At 61.9% G+C, this 20,677-nt stretch carries 27 protein-coding genes; 25 read left to right on the top strand and 2 right to left on the bottom strand.

What is annotated here, in order from left to right:
• Nucleotides 1–6: 6 nt before the first annotated feature.
• Together V8J83_RS17750 and V8J83_RS17745 are read right to left on the bottom strand one after the other, a co-directional pair.
• Nucleotides 7–519, bottom strand: a complete 513-nt coding sequence (locus V8J83_RS17750) for a response regulator (protein WP_339987828.1) — start codon at nt 517–519, stop codon at nt 7–9.
• A gap of 113 nt (nt 520–632) precedes the next feature.
• A complete protein-coding gene (locus V8J83_RS17745; RefSeq protein WP_339987827.1) occupies nt 633–1,355 on the bottom strand; it encodes a helix-turn-helix transcriptional regulator in 723 nt (240 codons plus the stop codon).
• A 167-nt stretch (nt 1,356–1,522) separates the two neighbouring features.
• Here V8J83_RS17745 and V8J83_RS17740 point away from each other — a divergent pair, with 167 nt between their 5' ends.
• From V8J83_RS17740 to nuoL, 25 genes are all read left to right on the top strand, one after another.
• Nucleotides 1,523–1,888 carry an NADH-quinone oxidoreductase subunit A gene (locus V8J83_RS17740; RefSeq protein WP_339987826.1) on the top strand — a complete coding sequence of 122 codons (366 nt, stop codon included), beginning with the start codon at nt 1,523–1,525 and terminating at the stop codon, nt 1,886–1,888.
• 9 nt (nt 1,889–1,897) lie between these two features.
• The gene (locus tag V8J83_RS17735) at nt 1,898–3,313 is read left to right on the top strand and encodes a hypothetical protein (protein ID WP_339987825.1); all 1,416 of its coding nucleotides are present in this window, start codon (nt 1,898–1,900) and stop codon (nt 3,311–3,313) included.
• A gap of 138 nt (nt 3,314–3,451) precedes the next feature.
• Nucleotides 3,452–3,985 (top strand): NuoB/complex I 20 kDa subunit family protein, encoded by a 534-nt coding sequence (locus V8J83_RS17730; protein WP_339987824.1) that lies wholly within the window; start codon nt 3,452–3,454, stop codon nt 3,983–3,985.
• A 12-nt stretch (nt 3,986–3,997) separates the two neighbouring features.
• Nucleotides 3,998–4,612: an NADH-quinone oxidoreductase subunit C gene (locus V8J83_RS17725; RefSeq protein ID WP_339987823.1), complete on the top strand. Its 615-nt coding sequence runs from the start codon at nt 3,998–4,000 to the stop codon at nt 4,610–4,612.
• Entirely contained in the window at nt 4,609–5,853 is a 1,245-nt protein-coding gene (locus V8J83_RS17720) for an NADH-quinone oxidoreductase subunit D (protein WP_339987822.1), read from the top strand. Before V8J83_RS17725 ends, V8J83_RS17720 begins: the two co-directional genes overlap by 4 nt.
• Nucleotides 5,854–5,912: 59 nt before the next feature.
• On the top strand, nt 5,913–6,482 hold the full coding sequence (locus V8J83_RS17715; RefSeq protein WP_339987821.1) for a hypothetical protein: 570 nt from the start codon (nt 5,913–5,915) through the stop codon (nt 6,480–6,482).
• A 62-nt stretch (nt 6,483–6,544) separates the two neighbouring features.
• Nucleotides 6,545–6,844 (top strand): hypothetical protein, encoded by a 300-nt coding sequence (locus V8J83_RS17710; protein WP_339987820.1) that lies wholly within the window; start codon nt 6,545–6,547, stop codon nt 6,842–6,844.
• A 66-nt stretch (nt 6,845–6,910) separates the two neighbouring features.
• Nucleotides 6,911–7,426, top strand: coding sequence for a hypothetical protein (locus V8J83_RS17705; protein ID WP_339987819.1), 516 nt, complete (start codon nt 6,911–6,913; stop codon nt 7,424–7,426).
• Between the two features lie 72 nt (nt 7,427–7,498).
• Nucleotides 7,499–8,602 (top strand): NADH-quinone oxidoreductase subunit E, encoded by a 1,104-nt coding sequence (locus tag V8J83_RS17700; RefSeq protein WP_339987818.1) that lies wholly within the window; start codon nt 7,499–7,501, stop codon nt 8,600–8,602.
• Between the two features lie 133 nt (nt 8,603–8,735).
• Entirely contained in the window at nt 8,736–9,557 is an 822-nt protein-coding gene (locus V8J83_RS17695; protein ID WP_339987817.1) for a helix-hairpin-helix domain-containing protein, read from the top strand.
• A gap of 100 nt (nt 9,558–9,657) precedes the next feature.
• Nucleotides 9,658–9,891, top strand: coding sequence for a DUF5337 domain-containing protein (locus tag V8J83_RS17690; protein ID WP_339987816.1), 234 nt, complete (start codon nt 9,658–9,660; stop codon nt 9,889–9,891).
• Between the two features lie 43 nt (nt 9,892–9,934).
• Complete coding sequence (nuoF, locus tag V8J83_RS17685; RefSeq protein ID WP_339987815.1) at nt 9,935–11,230, top strand: NADH-quinone oxidoreductase subunit NuoF; 1,296 nt, start codon at nt 9,935–9,937, stop codon at nt 11,228–11,230.
• Nucleotides 11,227–11,610 (top strand): DUF5333 family protein, encoded by a 384-nt coding sequence (locus V8J83_RS17680; RefSeq protein WP_339987814.1) that lies wholly within the window; start codon nt 11,227–11,229, stop codon nt 11,608–11,610. The genes nuoF and V8J83_RS17680 overlap by 4 nt, the downstream gene beginning before the upstream one ends.
• A gap of 11 nt (nt 11,611–11,621) precedes the next feature.
• Nucleotides 11,622–11,813: a hypothetical protein gene (locus V8J83_RS17675; protein WP_339987813.1), complete on the top strand. Its 192-nt coding sequence runs from the start codon at nt 11,622–11,624 to the stop codon at nt 11,811–11,813.
• A gap of 132 nt (nt 11,814–11,945) precedes the next feature.
• Nucleotides 11,946–12,203 carry a hypothetical protein gene (locus tag V8J83_RS17670; protein ID WP_339987812.1) on the top strand — a complete coding sequence of 86 codons (258 nt, stop codon included), beginning with the start codon at nt 11,946–11,948 and terminating at the stop codon, nt 12,201–12,203.
• Nucleotides 12,167–12,556 (top strand): hypothetical protein, encoded by a 390-nt coding sequence (locus V8J83_RS17665; RefSeq protein ID WP_339987811.1) that lies wholly within the window; start codon nt 12,167–12,169, stop codon nt 12,554–12,556. Before V8J83_RS17670 ends, V8J83_RS17665 begins: the two co-directional genes overlap by 37 nt.
• 105 nt (nt 12,557–12,661) lie before the next feature.
• Nucleotides 12,662–13,087, top strand: coding sequence for a DUF5333 domain-containing protein (locus tag V8J83_RS17660; protein WP_339987810.1), 426 nt, complete (start codon nt 12,662–12,664; stop codon nt 13,085–13,087).
• 63 nt (nt 13,088–13,150) lie between these two features.
• Nucleotides 13,151–15,169, top strand: a complete 2,019-nt coding sequence (nuoG, locus tag V8J83_RS17655; RefSeq protein WP_339987809.1) for an NADH-quinone oxidoreductase subunit NuoG — start codon at nt 13,151–13,153, stop codon at nt 15,167–15,169.
• 46 nt (nt 15,170–15,215) lie between these two features.
• The gene (locus V8J83_RS17650) at nt 15,216–15,587 is read left to right on the top strand and encodes a YNQ4 family lipoprotein (protein WP_339988031.1); all 372 of its coding nucleotides are present in this window, start codon (nt 15,216–15,218) and stop codon (nt 15,585–15,587) included.
• 41 nt (nt 15,588–15,628) lie between these two features.
• Nucleotides 15,629–16,666 (top strand): NADH-quinone oxidoreductase subunit NuoH, encoded by a 1,038-nt coding sequence (nuoH, locus tag V8J83_RS17645; RefSeq protein ID WP_339987808.1) that lies wholly within the window; start codon nt 15,629–15,631, stop codon nt 16,664–16,666.
• 4 nt (nt 16,667–16,670) lie between these two features.
• Nucleotides 16,671–17,165 carry an NADH-quinone oxidoreductase subunit NuoI gene (nuoI, locus tag V8J83_RS17640; RefSeq protein WP_339987807.1) on the top strand — a complete coding sequence of 165 codons (495 nt, stop codon included), beginning with the start codon at nt 16,671–16,673 and terminating at the stop codon, nt 17,163–17,165.
• A complete protein-coding gene (locus V8J83_RS17635) occupies nt 17,162–17,569 on the top strand; it encodes a carboxymuconolactone decarboxylase family protein (RefSeq protein ID WP_339987806.1) in 408 nt (135 codons plus the stop codon). Before nuoI ends, V8J83_RS17635 begins: the two co-directional genes overlap by 4 nt.
• Entirely contained in the window at nt 17,566–18,180 is a 615-nt protein-coding gene (locus tag V8J83_RS17630) for an NADH-quinone oxidoreductase subunit J (protein WP_339987805.1), read from the top strand. The genes V8J83_RS17635 and V8J83_RS17630 overlap by 4 nt, the downstream gene beginning before the upstream one ends.
• A 45-nt stretch (nt 18,181–18,225) precedes the next feature.
• Nucleotides 18,226–18,534 carry an NADH-quinone oxidoreductase subunit NuoK gene (nuoK, locus tag V8J83_RS17625; protein WP_339987804.1) on the top strand — a complete coding sequence of 103 codons (309 nt, stop codon included), beginning with the start codon at nt 18,226–18,228 and terminating at the stop codon, nt 18,532–18,534.
• Nucleotides 18,535–18,538: 4 nt separating this feature from the next.
• Complete coding sequence (gene nuoL, locus V8J83_RS17620; protein ID WP_339987803.1) at nt 18,539–20,677, top strand: NADH-quinone oxidoreductase subunit L; 2,139 nt, start codon at nt 18,539–18,541, stop codon at nt 20,675–20,677.

The raw sequence follows: 20,677 nt of genomic DNA, 5'->3' as shown, positions 1-20,677 counted from the left end.
GGCGGTTTAGAGGAACGCGTCGAGTTTCAACAAGTCGCACGCCCCGCTTATCGGGCGCTGGAAACATCCGTCCGCGCCGGCCTGCTGCAATTGCAGGCGCAGGCCGTCGGGGATGAAATCGCCCATCGCGATGATGCGGCGGGCCGGGGCGGTGCCGTCATCCGCCGCAAGGCTTGCGATCAGACGCGGCGCGTAATCGTCGATGTTGTCGATGTCGATGAGCACCAGCCGCGCGGACCACAACCGTGCCGCTTCGAGCGTTTCACTTGCGCAAGCCGCCACCAGCACCGCGTAGCCCGACGCCTCGATATGGGACGCGCTCCGGGCGACGTGGTGCGTCGGAACCCCGGCGAGGATCGCAACCGGGCGTGGCTTGAGCGGGGTGGTCTTGTCTTCGTCGTCTTGGGCGGGCGGGTCAAAAGGTGTGGCGCCGACTTCGCGGGCACAGGCCTGAATCCCGGCACGTTTGGCCCGAATTTGGGCGTGACCGGCATATTCTGCCGGATCTGAAATACACATGCGGATGTCCCATAAGAGAGGCGCGGTCCAAAATGAAAGTGGTTCCGTGAGTATGGCAATGGACCTTGTGCGGCGGACTTATATCGGTGCGCTGCCACGCGCCAATCGCGTGATCACGGGAGGCGTTCGGAGGGATATTGCAGCAAACCGGAGCTGACGGCTTTGAGTGCCGCGCTGGTGCGGTCGGTGACGTTAAGCTTGCGGTAGATGGCGCGGATGTGGGTGTCGACCGTATGCGGGGAGGTGCCGAGGATCTCGGCGATCACACCATTGCTTTTCCCGCGCGCAACCCAATCGAGCACCTCATGTTCGCGCGGCGTCAGCGGATTGGCCGGGCGGCCATCGCTCGACAGGTCGAGAAAGCGGAGGTGAGCGGCCTGAACCACACATTGTATTTCTAAGACGTCCTCGGGCGTGAGGGTGATTTCATTGTCCCCGAACCCAAGGCCTACATAGGCGTTCTGCAATCCGGGCCCGAAGACATAGAGCGCCAATCCGTCGCCCAGATTGGCCGCGTTCAGAAGCTCCATATAACGGTGCGTGCTTTCGGCATTGTCGGTCAGATCGTAGACCTCGTGCCAGAAAAACGGGCGGGCAAGCTGTGCGGCGAGGGTGGGCATCGGGTCGATCTGGACAAGACGCTTCTTGATGTAGGAGCAAATCCATTTGTCGGGAAAGCCGTCAGCGACGATATCGGCGGTTTTGTTGTCGGGCCCGGTGGTGTGGTAGCTGACGCTTTGGATACCTTTCGCGTGGAGGTAGTCGAGCAACGCACACCACAGATCGCGGCGGCGCGTCACTTTCCCCAGTTTCTCCAAGATCGCGCTTAAGGGCATCCACGTCTCATCACGGCAGGGCAAAGATCGGAGGCCGGACGGCGGAGCATAGCACGGTGCGGGAGCAAACCCAAAAGCAGTGGACCCCATTTGACGCACCGCTGCCCCGTTGACCCGTTGCATGCCACGCTTTACACCGCAAAAGACCGGATTTTTTCGAGACCGCAATGACCGATCTTCTGTCGAACTACGCCCCAATCCTGATCTTTCTGGCGCTTGCCATCGGGCTTGGTGTTGTCTTGATGCTGTCGGCAGTGGTGCTTGCGGTGCGCAATCCCGACCCCGAAAAGGTCAGCGCTTATGAATGCGGGTTCAACGCGTTTGACGATGCGCGGATGAAATTCGATGTGCGGTTCTATCTGGTGTCGATCCTGTTCATCATTTTCGATCTGGAAATCGCGTTCCTGTTCCCCTGGGCCACGGCGTTCCCGGACCTCAGCGATACGGCGTTCTGGTCGATGATGGTGTTCCTCGCGGTGCTGACCATCGGGTTCGCCTATGAGTGGAAAAAGGGCGCGCTTGAGTGGGAGTGAGGTCCTGAGATGCTCTATCTCGGGAGCCTTGACGACAAAACCACCGACTACCCCTGGACTGGTCAACGCCAGGCCCTGAGCTTTAATCAAACCTTGCTGAACAATTTACTGTTTGGCGAACCATGCCTGATCAACGACGGATATATCGTGCAAAGCGCGGAGGCTTTGGATGGCATTCGTCGCCCCGGGGAATCATCCCTTATCGAGGTTTTGGTCGAGGAAGGGTTTGCGACCATCCTGTGTCGAAGTGATCCGACCGATATGCTGGCAGCGATGGTTGAGGGAGGGGTCGCTTCGCACGCGGCCCTGGCCAATGATCCGCAGATACAAAGCGATATGAAGCTTTGGAGCGGGAAACTGAAGGACAGCGGCGCGTACCGGAATTGGCCGCCGGTCGATATCAGCAAGGGCTTCTTCCGGTTGGCCCAATTGTTCCGGCGTGCGCCTGAAGAAATCCTGAGCTTCGATACGCTTCCGATGCCGGTTTTTGAGAGCATTCTTGCGGATTTCATTAGTGAGTTCGAGGAAAAGCCGGCGGCAGCCCGAACTGTCTGGGAGCGAGTGGCGAAACTTCATTGCGGGTCAATGCAGGGCGGCAAGACGCGCAGGGCCGAGGCCCTGAACGAAGCGATGAACCTTGCCAACGAACTCTACCAGTTCAATTTTGCGGGTATCATGTCGGCAAATTCTGATACTCCAGTGGCTGTCGATACGCGGCTTAACCAAGTCTTCTTCTGGATGATGAACGACGGCGCCGAGCGGGCAGAATCGCCATCGCCAGATCCGAAAGACACTGACGATCCTTTTGATATCCCGGTCGCATCGATGCCATGGGACAACGTCTCCGTTGATATCCAAGATGGAGAGCTTGCCGCGCGCCCCTTCTTGACGGAAGGCCGCGAAGAGTATGGGGCGCGCGTGCATTTCCTTGCCGCGCGGGAGCGGTTGTTCGATGCCCCGGCCGACCGGGCGGTGCGCCGCGACTTTGAGGAGGCCGTTGCCCGGTATGACAAGGTGTTGGGCGCGTCATTCGGTGTTGGTAAATCCACCGCTGAGATCGCTTTTGAGACATTCGTTGATCCGGTTGCCAAGGCGCTGGATCAGGTCGCATCCGAACCCATGGCGGATTGGGCGGATAGTATTGCGCCCCTGTTGCCGGATGACGCCATTTTGGTCGGGATACAGGCGACAATTCAATCGGCCCCGTATGTTGCGACGTCCGTGAGCAGCCGGTCTGCGCAATTCAAGCGTTCGTTGCGGTCGGTGGGGCGGTTCCACCCTGACCCTGTGGCATTGGACTATGGAAAAGAGGTTCTTGAAACGATCGGGTCCGGTGCGATGCGCGCACGTGATATCATGACTGCGGTGACGATGGATTCCGAGCGTTGCACGCCATTTTATTCTGGTGTGGATCGGTTCGATTGAGCAAGGGCTGACCCCTAGCGCCTGCGATCCCTTGTGGGATCAGGGCCGTCATATCGCCGCGCCCGTGCCGGGTGGCGTTGACCCGTGGGCGGTGCCCCCGTATCTGAGTAGCCGAACGACCAAACAGGGTGAGCCACGATGGGTGTAGCAACGACCCCCAACCACGCCGGAGCCGACCGCGAGGTTGCGACGCAGACGTTGAACCGCGAGCTTCAGGACAAGGGATTTCTCGTCACCTCGACCGAGGATCTGATCAACTGGGCGCGCACGGGCAGTTTGCATTGGATGACGTTCGGCCTTGCGTGCTGCGCGGTTGAGATGATGCACACGTCGATGCCGCGGTATGATGCGGAGCGGTTCGGGATCGCGCCGCGCGCGTCTCCGCGCCAATCGGATGTGATGATCGTGGCCGGCACGCTGACCAACAAGATGGCCCCCGCCCTGCGCAAGGTCTACGACCAGATGCCAGAGCCGCGTTACGTGATCTCGATGGGATCATGCGCCAATGGCGGCGGGTATTATCATTATTCGTATAGCGTTGTGCGTGGCTGCGACCGCATCGTGCCGGTGGACATCTATGTGCCCGGCTGCCCGCCGACGGCGGAGGCGCTTTTGTACGGTATCCTGCAGTTGCAGCGGAAAATCCGCCGCACCGGCACCATCGTTCGCTGAGGGGACGCGAGAATGACCGAAGCCTTGCAAGAGCTGGCGGAGTATCTGTCCGAGAAGCGGTCCGACGCGGTGTTGTCGACGGATATCAATGCGCGCGGCGAATTGTCGGTGGATGTGGCCCCGGCACAGATGGTGGAATTCGTCGAGTTCCTGAAGACCGACCGGACGTGCCAGTTTTCGACGCTGATCGATATCACGGCGGTGGATTATCCCAGCCGGGACCGCCGGTTCGATGTCGTGTACCATTTCCTGAGCATGTATCAAAACCACCGCATCCGCGTGCGCGCGGCGGTCCGCGAGGATGAAACCGTCGCCTCGATCACCAGCGTGCATGCCAGCGCCGGTTGGTACGAGCGCGAGATCTACGACATGTTCGGCATCCTGTTCACCGGCCATGACGATCTGCGGCGGTTGCTGACGGATTACGGGTTCCGCGGCCACCCGTTGCGCAAGGATTTCCCGACAACGGGCTACACCGAGGTGCGCTATGACGAGGCGCTCAAGCGGGTGGTGTATGAGCCCGTGAAGCTGGTTCAGGAATACCGTCAGTTCGATTTCATGAGCCCATGGGAAGGCGCGGAATACGTGCTGCCGGGTGATGAAAAGGCTGAGGGGGAGAAGGCATGATGGACGGCGATATCCGCACGAACACCTACGACGATGGCTCCACCGATTTCCAGACCGGTGAACAGAAGATCCGCAATTTCAACCTGAACTTCGGGCCGCAGCACCCGGCTGCGCACGGTGTGTTGCGTCTGGTGCTGGAGCTGGACGGGGAGATTTGCGAGCGCTGTGATCCGCATATCGGGCTGCTGCACCGTGGCACCGAAAAGCTGATGGAAAGCCGCACGTATCTACAGAACCTGCCGTATTTTGACCGGCTGGATTATGTGGGCACGATGAACCAGGAGCATGCCTGGTGTCTGGCGATTGAGCGGATGACGGGGACCGAAGTGCCGCGCCGCGCGCAGTTGATCCGCGTTCTGTATTGCGAGATCGGGCGCATCTTGAACCACCTGCTGAACGTCACGACGCAGGCGCTGGATGTCGGCGCGCTGACCCCGCCGCTGTGGGGGTTTGAGGAACGCGAGAAGTTGATGATCTTCTATGAGCGGGCCAGTGGCGCGCGTCTGCATGCGGCCTATTTCCGGCCCGGCGGCGTGCATCAGGACCTGCCGCCGGAGTTGATCGAGGATATTGATGCATGGGCGGATGCGTTCCCCAAGGCGCTCGATGATATCGACACGCTTCTGACGGAAAACCGCATCTTCAAGCAGCGCAACGCCGATATCGGCATCGTCACCGAAGAAGACATCCAGAATTGGGCGTTTTCCGGTGTGATGGTGCGCGGGTCGGGCTTTGCGTGGGATTTGCGCCGTGCGCAGCCCTACGAATGCTACGACGAGTTCGAATTCCAGATCCCCGTGGGCAAGAACGGCGATTGCTATGATCGCTACCTGTGCCGGATGGCCGAGATGCGCGAAAGCCGCTCGATCATCAAGCAGGCCTGCGAAAAGCTGCGCATGCCCGAGAACCAGGGAGATATCATGGCGCGGGGCAAGATGACCCCGCCGAAACGCGGCGACATGAAGACGTCGATGGAAGCGCTGATCCACCACTTCAAGCTTTACACCGAAGGTTTCCACGTGCCAGAGGGTGAGGTTTACGCCGCCGTTGAAGCGCCGAAGGGGGAATTTGGCGTCTATCTGGTGGCGGATGGGACAAACAAACCCTACCGCGCGAAACTGCGCGCGCCGGGGTTCCCGCATTTGCAGGCGATGGATTACCTTTGCAAAGGCCACCAATTGGCGGATGTGTCGGCGATCTTGGGTTCGCTTGATATCGTGTTTGGGGAAGTGGACCGGTGACGCCCGCGCAGGCGGCTCCTGTTGCCGCCATGGCGGGATTTTTCCTTTGGTCCGCGTCTGTGGCAATCGCGCAAGTATCCGGCCCGCAGCAGCCTTTTGAAGTGGTGCAGATCACGCCGTCCGGTGACGCGCTGGTGCGGGACGCACGGGGGGCATATTTGTGCGCGTTGGACCGGTCTGGGGCCACGGAGGTCGTGTTCGAAGACTGCCGCGTGATTGTTGGCCGAGATGAAACAGCCGCGCTTGAGCCATCAACGTCTGATGCCTTGGCGGGTATCGACGCGCTGACCGACGCCTACATCGAGACTCTGTCTGATGATCCGTTCCTGATCGGGGCGGCATTTACCAATGTGCTGCGGGCCAATGGATGCAGCATCGAGCCGTCGGCCTATGCGTCGGAAGATGCGCTTTTGGGCGAGGTCTTTACCGAATTGGCCCCGATCACCGGGCTGGAGGTCTTCCCGTTTCCTTTTGCGGCGACCGACCTGCCTGCGGCAGATGAAGAGCGCTACACTGACATCGTGGACCGGATGCAGACTGTCTTTGCGCAGGGCTATGTCGCGATGTTGAGCATCGGGACGATCACGCTTGAGAATGACGTCCTGAGCCTGACGGAGGATTGCCCTTGAGGCTCGGGCAGACGGCCCGCGATGGCGCGAAGGTCTGGTTTAGACGGCGTGGGCGCCCTGATTTGTTTGGTTTTTGCATAACACTTGTAGCGTCCGGGATCGCCCATGGGCAGGCCGCAACACCTGAGGCTCACCCGGGATATCCGCTGGCGCAAGCCATCGCCGCGCGTGGTTGCGTGCTGCATCAGGACGATGTGGGTATGGTGATGGAAGAGCTCGGCCTTGGGGATGCGGACTTTCCGCAGATGGCGGTGCCGTTGATGCAGACCGGGTTCCTGCGGCCTTCGGGCGACGGGACGCTGACACTTGTGAACTGGGGTCTGTGCGTAGGGGGGCGCGCGGAGTCTGCGGCGGATCAATGACCGCGCGCCGCATTCCGCATGAATTGGCGTTTCCGATCCGTCCCGTTGCGGCTTAGGCTGAGCTTCATGGGATGGACATGGATCCAGGCGATGTGCCTTGCGGTTGGTACAGGCGGCGCCATCGCGGCGGGACCGGGGGATATTGCGTGGGTCCAGGCACCCGCTCCGGATGACCTTTTGGCGCAGGCCGAAGCGCTGGATGACGGGGCGGTTCGGGCGATTGTGGACCGCGCCTATGCGGCCGTCGGATGCGCCTTGCCGAGTGATCTTGTGACGGTCTTCGACATCTATCTGGTGGATCAGGCCATGACGTCGCTTGGCGTGCCGATCGGGCCGGAGGTGGCCCGGGACGGAGTGTTCGCCCTGCGCCTGCGCAGCACCACCATCCACCACCCGGAGGCGCGCGCGATCCTGAGCGTGGTGCGGGCGTTGCACGGACGGGTGGCCGCCGATGTGCGTGCAGGCCATTTGCGGATGCGGCACGGCCTGTTCGAGGTGCGCGATTGCGTGCCGGAGGGGACATTGTTCGCGCTGTCGCTCTACGCGGGCCAGTCCAATCGCGACCGCGCCCCTGCGCCATAGCGCGCATGGACATCCGCGCCGGATTGCGCGAAACCCGGTCCCGACAAAACGACCGCCAGGGACGACCCAGACATGCTGCGACGCCTGCACCCCGAGCAACCGGACCATTTCGCCTTCACGCCCGCCAATCAGGCCTGGGCCGAGGCGCAGATCACCAAATACCCCGAAGGCCGCGCGGCCAGTGCGATTATCCCGCTTCTGTGGCGTGCGCAGGAGCAGGAAGGCTGGCTGACCCGTCCGGCGATCGAGGCGGTGGCCGACATGCTGGGTCTGGCGCATATCCGCGCGCTTGAGGTGGCGACGTTCTACTTCATGTTCCAGCTTCAGCCGGTGGGATCGCTGGCCCATATCCAGATCTGCGGCACGACCTCGTGCATGATCTGCGGGGCCGAGGATCTGGTGGCGGTGGCCAAGGACAAGATCGCGAAGCAACCCCATGAATTGAGCGCCGATGGCAAGTTCAGCTGGGAAGAGGTCGAGTGCCTCGGGGCCTGCGCCAATGCGCCGATGGCCCAGATCGGCAAGGATTACTACGAGGATCTGACGGCGGAGAGCTTTGGCGCGCTGATCGACCGGATCGCCGCCGGAGAGGTCCCGACCCCCGGCCCGCAAAACGGGCGCTACGCGTCGGAACCGGCGGGCGGTTTGACTGCGTTGAAGGCGCATGAGGCGGATCGTGATGCGCTGAACGCATCGGCACGGTTGGCCACGGATATTGGCGATTCGATCAAGCGCATCGACGGAACCGAGGTGCCGCTTCTGGCGCCGTGGGGCCGGCAATCGGGCGCTGGCGTTCCCGAAGTGCCAGAGCGGCCAAAGCCTGCGAACCGCGCCAAGGCCCCCGCCGACAACACCGGTGTCGCCAAAGCCCAGGCCAAGGCAATATCCAAGGCCAAGCCGCCCTCCAAGCGAGACCCGGTGGACGCCGTGGAAGAACAGGCGCCCGAGCAATTGAAGGCGGCCCGCGCGGGTGGGGCGGATGACCTCAAGCGCATCAGCGGCGTCGGCCCGAAGCTTGAAGGTGTGCTCAACGACATGGGCTTCTACCATTTCGATCAGATCGCCGCATGGGGTCCGTCAGAGGTCGCCTGGGTCGATGCGCGCCTGAAGTTCAAGGGCCGAATCGAGCGCGACAATTGGATCGCGCAGGCCAGCGAGCTGGCGCGCGAAGGTTAGGCCGTTTTACGGGGAAAACTGTGGCTGGCGTGCCAGACTGCGGCAATCTGTCTTTTCCACGGAAGACAGGGGCCGAATCCTGCGCTAAGAGTCGTTCTGAACAAAAAACGATGAACGACTTGGGGGTCTGATCATGTCAAAATCCGGTGGAGTGGAGTGCCTGGCCTGGAGCTGGGGAATTGCCGCGCTTGTGGGTCTGTTTACGGCGGCTGCGCTATGGATCCTTGGCGGCTGGAGCTTCATGCAAGGCGCTTTCATGGGCGTGCTTGTGCTGCTTGTCTTGGGCGCGATCCTGACGATCACCATGTGCCGTGCGCCTGCAGCCCCGCATCAGGCGAAAACGGGTCAAACCGCGGCTACGGCCGGCGCCGGAGCGACAACAGCCGCCGCAGCGACCGCGGCCTTTGATACCAGCGCGGCGGACGCGAAGGCGGCCGAGGCCAAGGCTGCGGCGGATGCGAAGGCCGCGGCGGACGCCAAGGCCGCACAAGATGCCAAGGCCGCGGCGGACGCACAAGATGCCAAGGCCGCGGCGGACAGGAAAGCGGCTGAGGACAAAGCGGCAGCCGAAGCCGAAGCCGCGCGGGCGGCGGCGGCTGCTGCACCGCCTGCTGCGCCCGAGGGCGTGGATTACGACGGCGACGGCGTGGTCGAGGGCACCGATGAGGGCACACGGCCCGCGGCGCTCGACGGGCCGCGCGGCGGCAAGGCCGATGACCTCAAGCGGATCAAGGGCGTGGGTCCGAAGATGGAGAAGCTGTGCAACAGCCTCGGCTTCTACCATTTCGACCAGATCGCCTCCTGGACCCCGGACGAGGTCGCCTGGGTCGATGCCAACCTCGAAGGGTTCAAGGGCCGCGTGACGCGCGACACCTGGGTCGAACAGGCGCGGCTTCTGGCCTCAGGCGGCGAGACCGAGTTTTCCAAGAAAGTCGACGATGGCGATGTATATTGATCCTCAGGCCAAGGCTGTCTGACAGGTGAGATATGCAAGATCCGACTGACATGATGCTGCGCGACCTGGTCGCGCAGCTTTCGTTTTCGGGGCCTGTGTGATGCCCGCGAAGAAACCCGTTTCACCCGAAGAACAACGCCGCGTGCGCCAGATCCGGCGCGCGGCGCTTGTGATGGCGGCCACGATGGTTTTGTGGATGGGCGCGCAGTTTGTCGGTGGGCAGTTGGGCTGGCCCGCCCGCGTGGTGTTCTTGTTCGACCTTGCGGCGATTGGGGCACTGGTGTGGGCGCTCGTGGTCACGTATTGGGTATGGAAAGAGCGCAGACAAAGCTGAAGGCGCGCGGTCGGACCCCGCGCCCGGACCAAGGATTTAGCCCATGTTGCAGGACAAAGACCGGATCTTCACCAACATCTACGGCATGCATGACCGCACCCTTGCGGGTGCCAAGGCGCGCGGCCATTGGGATGGCACCAAGGACCTGATCGGTCTGGGCCGGGACAAGATCGTTGAAATCATGAAAGCCAGTGGGCTGCGCGGGCGCGGCGGAGCGGGTTTTCCGACCGGCCTGAAATGGTCGTTCATGCCCAAGGAAAGCGATGGTCGTCCGGCGTATCTTGTGGTGAATGCCGACGAATCCGAGCCCGGCACCTGCAAGGACCGCGAGATCATGCGCCATGATCCGCACACTTTGATCGAAGGGTGCCTGATCGCGTCTTTCGCGATGAACGCCAACGCCTGCTACATCTACATCCGTGGCGAGTACATCCGCGAGCGCGAGGCGCTTCAGGCCGCGATTGACGAGGCCTATGATGCGGGCCTTCTGGGCAAGGATGCCGCCAAGTCCGGTTGGGATTTCGACCTGTACCTGGTGCACGGCGCGGGTGCGTATATCTGCGGCGAGGAAACCGCGCTTCTGGAGAGCCTTGAGGGCCGCAAGGGCATGCCCCGGATGAAGCCGCCGTTCCCGGCGGGGGCGGGGCTTTATGGCTGCCCGACCACGGTGAACAACGTCGAATCGATTGCCGTGGTGCCGACGATCCTGCGCCGGGGTGCGGAATGGTTCGCGGGCTTTGGCCGCCCGAACAATGCGGGCACGAAGCTGTTCGCGATTTCGGGCCATGTGAACCGGCCCTGCGTCGTGGAAGAGGCGATGAGCATCTCGTTCGAGGAGCTGATCGAGACCCATTGCGGTGGCATCAGGGGCGGTTGGGACAACCTCAAGGCGGTGATCCCGGGCGGCTCGTCGGTGCCCTGCGTGCGTGGCGAGAACATGAAAGACGCCATCATGGATTTCGACTACCTGCGCAATGAACTGGGCTCGGGCCTTGGCACGGCGGCGGTCATCGTGATGGACAAGCAGACCGATATCATCAAGGCGATCTGGCGGCTGGCGTGTTTCTACAAGCACGAAAGCTGTGGCCAATGCACGCCGTGCCGTGAAGGCACCGGCTGGATGATGCGGGTGATGGAGCGGTTGGTGAAGGGCGAGGCGCAGGTCGAGGAAATCGACATGCTCTGGGACGTCACCAAGCAGGTCGAGGGCCACACGATCTGCGCGCTTGGCGATGCGGCGGCGTGGCCCATTCAGGGTCTGATCCGCAACTTCCGCGACGAGATCGAGGACCGCATCAAGGTCCGCCGTGACGGCACCGTTCAGGTGGCTGCGGAATGAGGGCGCTTGCAGCAGTCGCCGCGCTGGCAGTGGCGGGCTGTGTCGCGCAGCCCACCGGCGTGCAGGCGCAATTCGAGGCGTTTGCATCCAATGCCGCCACCGCCGAGATCATGGCCGATATTTGCCCGCAATACCGGACGCGCAGTTCCATCGAAGCGATGACCGAGCAGTGGGTTGATGTGATGCTGGCGGCGGGCCACACCGAATTGGACGTTCTGCAAGCGGTGCAAAGCACAGATGAGGATCGCGTGCTCGACGGTGTCATCGCCCGCATGGGCCGCGAAGGCGTTACACCCGGCGACACGGACGCACTCTGCGCCTATGCCGGACGTGAAGTCGCCTCGGGCAGCCCAATTGGGCGGCTTCTGCGCTCGGGCTAGGAGACTGCGCCATGTGTTACGGACATGTCGATGCAAAGGTGCTGGAACGCGAGGTTCAGGACCGGCTGCGCGCGGCGCAACGCGCGCCACACGACACCGCGCCGGAGGGGCTGCCGCCTGAGTTGATGGGCGGACTGCGGGGGGTCTTTGCCCGGGTGAGCGCGGTTTTGAGCAAGGCGCGGCGCAAACCCTCTGTGACCTGAGGGACTCACCCCCGGCGAGGCCATTGCGCCGCCATATTGCCGGATTCCCCTGATTTTCCTATCCTCTCGTCAAAATGACCGGGCGGGCCTTTGGGCATCGCACCGGCGGGTTGAGGGCAAAGGGCGGCAGGCATGGTACGGGTCTACTGGTATTCTCTGGCGATCATTTATCTGGCGTGCGCGCTGCTTGGGGCGGCGCTGTTTTATCAATTTTGGGGCCTTGGCGGCGGCATTCTGGGCGCGGTGATGGGCGGCATGCTCGCCTCGGGTGTCGCCATCGTGCTGAACACGCCGGAACGGATGGAGGCCGCGATTTATGCGGTCCTTGCGGTTTCCATCGTGACGGTGCTGGCGTGGTTGATCGTCGCCTTCTGGGGCGTCCGGTTGTGAGGGTCTTGCTGACGCTTCCGCTGCTTCTTGCGGCGTGTGTCGGGCCGCAGATCTATGTGACCGAGATCGGGCCGCTGCAGGTGCAAGCCGACCGGAATGTGATCGTTTTCAGCCCCAGCGATCTGCCCGATGGCAGCGTGATCGAGCCGATCCCAATTCAGGGCGGTCTGGTGGTGCGCACGCTCAATGGCCGTGCGGTGCCGTTCGAGGCGCGCGGCCCGGCGCTTGAGGCGATGCAGGCCCATTGTCTGGATTATGTCATCGACAGCGTCCCGCTTTACTTTGGTTGGCGCGATGTCGCGGGAACCGGGCATTGGTCGGCTGCCGGATGTGACGCTGCTGGCGGCGAATAGGCGCCGATGGGCGCGATAACGCGGGCCTGACATTGAATAACGCGGGGCCTTGTCCCCATGTGCCGTCTCGGAAACGGGCCAAACCTATGCAAAGGGACAAGAAAAATGATTACCCCCTTCCGGATCGCAGCCGTCGCAGGCGTTATTCTGGCCACTGGATTGTTCACGACCGTGGGCCATGCCCAAAACGCAAATTGGCAGGTGTTGCGCGATGATCCCGAAATCCATTCCGGTCTGACCGTGATCTCCGTCGGGCGCGAGATTCAGAACGTCTGCGATGATATTCGTCCGCGCCTGGTGCGGGCGTGGGCCTTTGCCGAAGGATTGGTGGACCGCGCGGGCGATCTTGGCGTCAGCCGCCGCGATGTCGATGCGTTCATCGAAGACCGGTCCGAGCAGGCGCGATATCGGGCCATCATGGAAGACTGGTTCGCCGCACGCGGCGTGGATCGCGACGACGAGGCGGCGGTGTGCCGCGTGGGGCGCGACGAAATTACCGCCGGTTCGCCAATTGGCAGATTGCTCCGCTAGGGGTAGAACACGGTCCAGACATGTGAGCGCGCGCCTGCGCGTTCAGGGAAAGGACCGGTCCCCATGAGCGATTTGCGCAAGATCATCATCGACGACAACGAGATTGAGGTTGATCCAGCCATGACCCTGATCCAGGCCTGTGAACAGGCCGGGATCGAAATCCCACGTTTCTGCTATCACGAGCGGCTGACCATCGCGGGCAACTGCCGGATGTGCCTTGTGGAAGTGGTCGGTGGTCCACCGAAACCCGCCGCCTCCTGCGCGATGCAGGTCAAGGACCTGCGGCCGGGGCCCGAGGGGCAGCCGCCGGTGGTCAAGACAAACTCGCCCATGGTCAAGAAGGCGCGCGAGGGGGTGATGGAGTTCCTCCTGATCAACCATCCGCTGGATTGCCCGATCTGCGATCAGGGCGGCGAATGTGATCTTCAGGATCAGGCGATGGCATACGGCGTCGATTTCAGCCGCTACCGCGAGCCCAAGCGCGCCGCGACCGAGCTGGAACTGGGGCCGCTGGTCGGTACGGCGATGACGCGGTGCATTTCGTGTACGCGGTGTGTGCGGTTCATCACCGAGGTCGCGGGCATGCCCGAGATGGGCCAGACAGGGCGCGGTGAGGATAGCGAGATCACCAGCTATCTCGGCCAGACGCTTGAGAGCGAGATGCAGGGCAACATCGTCGACCTGTGCCCGGTGGGCGCGCTGACGTCAAAACCCTACAGCTTCACCGCGCGGCCATGGGAGTTGACCAAGACCGAAAGCATCGACGTGATGGATGCGCTTGGGTCGAACATCCGTGTGGATACAAAGGGCCGCGAAGTGATGCGCATCCTGCCGCGCAACCACGATGGTGTGAACGAGGAATGGCTCTCGGACAAGTCGCGGTACGTTTGGGACGGGCTGCGCCGGCAGCGGCTGGACCGCCCGTATATCCGCGAAAATGGCAAGCTGCGCCCGGCAAGCTGGGGTGAGGCGATGGGCCTGGCCGCCGAGAAGATCAAGGGCGCCTCCAAGCTGGCCGGTCTGGTCGGCGATCTGGCCCCGACCGAGGCGGCCTATGCGCTGAAGCTGTTGGTCGAAGGGCAGGGCGGCGCTGTGGAATGCCGCACCGATGGCGCCAAATTGCCCGCAGGCAACCGCGCTGCCTATGTCGGGACGGCGGCGATCGAGGATCTGGACACCGCGCAATACATCATGCTGATCGGAACGAACCCGCGTGTCGAAGCGCCGGTTCTGAACGCGCGCATCCGCAAGGCCTGGAGCAAGGGCGCGAATGTGGCCTTGATCGGCGAAGCCGTTGATCTGACGTATGATTATGTCCACATGGGCACGGATCGTGCGGCGTTGAAAGACCTTGCCGCGCGGGAGTTCGGCGAGGTGAAGGACGTGCCGTCCCTTGTGATCGTGGGCCAAGGCGCGATGCAGGGCGAGGACGGCGAAGCGGTTCTGGCTCATGCGCAGAAAGTGGCGGAGGCGACCGGGTCGGGCCTTTTGGTGCTGCACACGGCGGCGGGCCGGGTGGGCGCGATGGATGTGGGCGCGACCAACCCCGATGCGATGGCGGCGGTGCAGGGCGCGGACGTGATCCATAATCTGGGCGCGGACGAGGTCGATATCGCCGCCGGTGCGTTCGTGATTTACCAAGGCTCGCACGGGGATCGGGGGGCGCACCGCGCCGATGTGATCCTGCCGGGCGCGGCCTACACGGAAGAACAGGGTCTGTTTGTGAACACTGAAGGGCGGCCCCAACTGGCAATGCGCGCGGGCTTCCCGCCCGGTGAAGCGCGGGAGAACTGGGCGATCTTGCGGGCGCTGTCGGCGGAGATTGGTGCGACACTGCCGTTCGACACGATTGCGGCCCTGCGCAAGCTGATGGTCGAGGGTGCGCCGCACCTGGCGCTGATTGATGATGTGGCGGAGAACACAGGCGATGCGCTGCCGCTTGGCACGCTTGGCACGGGCGATTTCGCCAGCCCGATCACGGATCATTACCTGACCAACCCGATCACGCGGGCCTCAAACCTGATGGCCGAGCTGAGCGCCAATGCCAAAGCGCGCCGCGCCGCGCCGCTGGCTGCGGAGTAGGCGCGTGACGCGCGGCCGTCGGCGTGTCGTGATCGCAGCCTGCGCGATGTTGGCCCTCGCTGCATGCGTGGCCGAACCCGAGGCCCCGGCGCCGGACGCGCCGGTGGTGCCGCCGAGCTATGACGGGATCGAGACCCGGCTTCTGGACGATGATTTGGTTAATTTTCGCGCGCAGATGACCGGGATGGCCAGCGCAGCCGACGTCGATGCCTATGCGCGCTGTGCTGCCGCGCAATATACGTTGATCCGTAGCTACGCATTTGCGCGACATGTGCGCACAAGTATCACCGAAGAGGGTGGCGTTTGGGTCGCAGATGCGGTTTACACCATCTCGCCGGAACTCCCGCGCGGGTTGCAGACGCTCGAGGCTCAGGTGGTTGCGGAAGATTGCACGGAGCAAGGGATACCGTTGGTCTGATACGATGACCAAAGGGCCCCGAGCCAAGGAAGATACGACCAATGGACGCCTTTCTCTCGACCACCCCGGGGATGATCCTAATCATCCTTCTCCAGTGTTTGTTGATCGTGGTGCCGCTTCTGGTTGCACTCGCCTTCCTGATGTATGCGGATCGCAAGATCTGGGCCGCCGTGATGATGCGGAAAGGCCCGAACGTCGTGGGCCCCTTCGGCCTGCTGCAGAGTTTCGCGGATTTTGGAAAATACATCATCAAGGAAATCGTGATTCCCGCCGGCGCGGACCGCCCGGTTTTCCTAATGGCCCCCATGGTCACGCTGGTGATGTCGCTGCTGGCCTGGGCGGTGATCCCGTTCAATGACGGTTGGGTCCTGTCGGATATCAATGTGGCCATCCTGTTCGTGTTTGCCGTCTCCTCGTTGGAGGTCTACGGCGTGATCATGGGCGGATGGGCCAGCAACTCGAAATACCCGTTCCTTGGGTCATTGCGCTCGGCCGCGCAGATGATCTCCTACGAGGTGTCGATTGGCCTGATCATCATCGGTATCATCATCTCGACCGGGTCGATGAATTTTGGCGCGATTGTCGCGGCGCAGGACGGCAATTACGGGCTGTTCAACTGGTACTGGCTGCCACATCTGCCGATGTTGTTCCTGTTCTTCGTCTCGGCGCTGGCCGAAACGAACCGCCCACCCTTCGACCTACCCGAGGCAGAGTCTGAACTGGTCGCGGGATATCAGGTCGAGTATTCCTCGACGCCGTTTTTGTTGTTCATGATCGGTGAGTTGGTCGCCGTCGTTCTGATGTGCGCACTGATCACGTTGCTGTTCTTCGGGGGCTGGCTGTCGCCCATTCCGGGCCTGCCCGATGGCATCTTCTGGTTCATCCTCAAGATGGGTGCCGTGTTCTTCTGCTTCTCGATGGTGAAGGCGATCGTGCCGCGCTACCGCTACGATCAGTTGATGCGGTTGGGGTGGAAAGTGTTCCTTCCGTTCAGCCTGTTCTGGGTCGTGTTCGTGGCATTCATGGCGAAGTTCGAAGTGTTCGGCGGGTTCTATGCCCGGTTCTTGATGGGGGGCTAAACGAATGACCCAGATCGACTACACCCGCGCGGCGAAGTATTTTTTGTTCACTGACTTCTTCAAAGCCTTCGGGCTTGGCCTGAAGTACATGTTCTCGCCCAAGGTCACGGTGAACTATCCGCATGAAAAGGGACCGTTGTCGCCACGTTTCCGGGGTGAACATGCGCTGCGCCGGTATCCCAACGGTGAAGAGCGGTGCATTGCCTGTAAATTGTGCGAGGCCGTGTGCCCGGCGCAGGCGATCACGATTGACGCCGAGCCACGCGAAGACGGCTCGCGGCGCACGACCCGCTACGACATCGACATGACGAAATGCATCTATTGCGGCTTCTGCCAGGAGGCCTGCCCGGTCGATGCCATCGTTGAGGGGCCGAATTTCGAGTTCGCGACCGAGACCCGCGAAGAGCTGTTCTACGACAAGGAAAAGCTCCTTGATAACGGCGAGCGTTGGGAAGCGGCGATTGCCAAGAACCTAGAGTTGGACGCGCCGTACCGATGAGCGATCAAAACCCCTTCGAGGCGCTGTTCAAGCAGACGCAGGACATGACGCAGGATTGGCTGAAGTCGGTTAATCCGGCAATGGCGTCTTTCAACCCGGCGTCGATGGACAAGATGTGGCCGACGGTTCCCGCAGAGATGCTGGAAGCCTTCATGGGCAAGCAGTTCAACCCCGGCGGTCTCGACGCAAAAACGCGGCTGTTGCTGACCATCCTGGGCCTGACGGTACAAGGTGCGGTGGCCGAGGCGCAGATCCGATTGTCGGTGCGGCATGCGATAGAAGCCGGCGCGACCGAGCAGGAGGTGGCCGAAACCATCGGCATGGCCGCGATGTTCGGCGGCGTGCCCGCGATGAACAAGGCCATGGGTCTTGCGCAACAGGCGATCCAAGGGGACGAGGCATGACGATAGCTGATTTCACCTTCTACCTGTTCGCGCTGTCGGTGATCACGGGGGGGCTTTTCACCGTCGTGTCGAAGAACCCAGTTCACTCCGTCCTGTGGTTGATCCTGTCGTTCTTGAGTGCCGCGGGCCTGTTCGTGTTGCTGGGGGCGGAATTCGTCGCGATGCTTCTGATCATCGTCTACGTGGGTGCGGTCGCGGTGCTGTTTTTGTTCGTGGTGATGATGCTCGATGTCGATTTCGCCGAGCTCAAGGCAGAGATGGCGAAATATGTGCCCTTGGGCGGTCTTATCGGTTTGGTCTTGTTGATGCAGCTGACACTGGCCTTCGGGTCCTGGCAGTTCTCGGACGGGATCGACGCGCGCCTTGGCAATCCGGCTCCGCCGCTCGACGTGGCGCACAACACGCAGGCGCTCGGGCTGATCCTCTACGACGAGTATTTCATGGTGTTCCAGATGTCGGGTCTGATCCTGCTGGTCGCGATGGTGGGGGCGATCGTGTTGACGCTGCGCCACCGCGTGGACGTCAAGCGTCAGAGCCCCGTTGCGCAGATGATGCGCGACCCGGCCAAGGCCATGGAATTGAAAGATGTGAAGCCGGGGCAAGGGCTCTGACGGCTGGATAATGAAGACGCGGGCAACCGCTGAGGGACGACCAGAATGACCATTGGCCTTGAACATTACCTGACGGTGGCCGCCGCGCTGTTTGTCATCGGGATCTTCGGCATCTTCCTGAACCGGAAGAATGTCATCATCATTCTGATGTCACTGGAGCTGATGCTACTGAGCGTGAACATTAACCTCGTGGCGTTTTCTTCGTTTCTGGGTGATCTGACGGGGCAGGTGTTCACCTTGTTCATCCTGACGGTTGCAGCGGCCGAAGCCGCGATTGGCCTGGCCATTCTCGTCTGTTTCTTCCGCAACCGCGGCACGGTCGACGTCGAAGCGTTCGACAATCTGAAGGGCTGAGATCATGGAACAAATCCTACTCTTCGCCCCTCTCGTCGGCGCGCTTATCTGTGGGTTCACCTGGCGGTTGATCGGGGAACAGGCGGCCTGCGTCGTCGCCACGTTGATGCTGGCGCTGTCGTGCCTTTTGTCTTGGATCATCTTCCTGACGTTCGACCCGTCAGCGCATGATAACGGTTCGTATTCGACCAGCATTCTGACGTGGATCGAGTCCGGCACGCTGTTCACCGATTGGGCGATCCGCATCGACCGTTTGACGGCGATCATGCTGATCGTCATCACCTCTGTTTCGGCCCTCGTGCACCTGTATTCGTTCGGCTACATGGCCCATGACGAGAACTTCAAGGAAGGCGAGTCGTATCGCCCGCGCTTCTTCGCGTACCTGTCGTTTTTCACCTTCGCGATGCTGATGCTGGTCACGGCGGACAACCTTTTGCAGCTGTTCTTCGGCTGGGAAGGGGTCGGCGTGGCGTCCTACCTCCTGATCGGGTTCTACTACCGCAAACCCTCCGCTGGGGCGGCGGCGATGAAGGCATTCATCGTGAACCGGGTCGGGGACTTCGGCTTCCTTCTGGGCATCTTCGCGATCTTCTGGATGACGGATTCGATCCAGTTCGACGTGATCCTTGCCGAGGGCGCGAACCTTGCCGAGATGAGCATTTCCTTCCTCGGGATGGAATTGAACGCGGCCGAGACCATTGCGTTCCTCCTGTTCATCGGCGCGATGGGCAAGTCGGCGCAGTTGTTGCTGCACACATGGCTGCCGGACGCGATGGAAGGCCCGACGCCGGTGTCGGCCCTGATCCACGCGGCGACCATGGTGACGGCGGGGGTGTTCCTTGTCTGCCGGATGTCGCCGATCATCGAATACGCGCCGATGGCGGGCAATTTCATCATCATCGTGGGCGCCTTGTCGGCCTTCGTCGCGGCAACAATCGGCCTTGTGCAGAACGACATCAAACGGGTGATCGCCTATTCGACGATGTCGCAGCTTGGCTACATGTTCGTGGCCGCCGGTGTCGGCGTCTATTCGGTCGCGATGTTCCACCTTTTGACCCATGCGTTCTTCAAGGCGATGCTGTTTCTTGGTGCGGGATCGGTGATCCACGGCATGCACCATGAACAGGACATGCGAAACTACGGCGGTTTGCGTCACAAGCTGCCCTATACGTTCTGGGCGATGATGATCGGAACGCTGGCGATCACGGGGGTCGGTATCCCGCTGCTGTATGTGGGCTTCCCCATCGGCTTTGCGGGCTTCGTATCCAAGGACGCGGTGATCGAGAGCGCCTTTGCCTTTGGCGGCGACCTGGGCAGTTTTGCCTTCTGGGCGCTGGTGATCGGGGCGCTGTTCACAAGCTTCTATTCGTGGCGCCTGATGTTCCTGACGTTCTATGGCGAGCCGCGCGGTGACAAGCATACCCACGATCATGCCCATGAAAGCCCGAAAACCATGTTGGTGCCGCTGGGTGCGCTGGCGGTGGGTGCGGTGCTGGCCGGGATGGTCTGGTACGGCAGCTTCTTCGGCAAGACCAACTACGTCGCGCAGTTCTTTGGCGTGCCCTATGCTGCGGAAGAGCATGCGGATGCGGGCCACGGCGACGAGGAACACGCGGATGAAGGCCACGGCGATGAAGAACATGCTGACGCTGGAAGCCACGCCGAAGAGACACACTACGTGTTCACTGGCGCGCCGGGCGAAGGGGCCATTCACCACGCGCCTGACAATCACGTGCTCAACGACGCCCATTCCGTGCCCACGTGGGTGAAACTCGCGCCGTTCTTTGCGATGCTGTTGGGTTTCGCCACGGCCTTTGTCTTTTACATCGTGAACCCGTCGATCCCCGGACGCCTCGCGGCGCAGAACCGGCCGCTTTACGCCTTCCTTCTCAACAAATGGTACTTCGACGAGGCCTATGATTTCCTCTTTGTGCGCTCTGCGAAATGGCTCGGGCGGTTCCTTTGGAAGGGCGGCGACGGGGCCGTGATCGACGGAGGGATCAACGGGCTGGCCATGGGCGTCGTGCCGTTCTTCACGCGGCATCTGAACCGGCTGCAATCCGGCTACATCTTCCACTACGCCTTCGCCATGGTGCTCGGGATCGTGATCCTGATCACATGGATGACGCTTACGGCAGGGTAA

Source organism: Gymnodinialimonas ulvae, assembly GCF_037543845.1.
Lineage (GTDB): Bacteria > Pseudomonadota > Alphaproteobacteria > Rhodobacterales > Rhodobacteraceae > Gymnodinialimonas > Gymnodinialimonas ulvae.
This window is presented reverse-complemented; position numbering and strand designations above follow the sequence as displayed.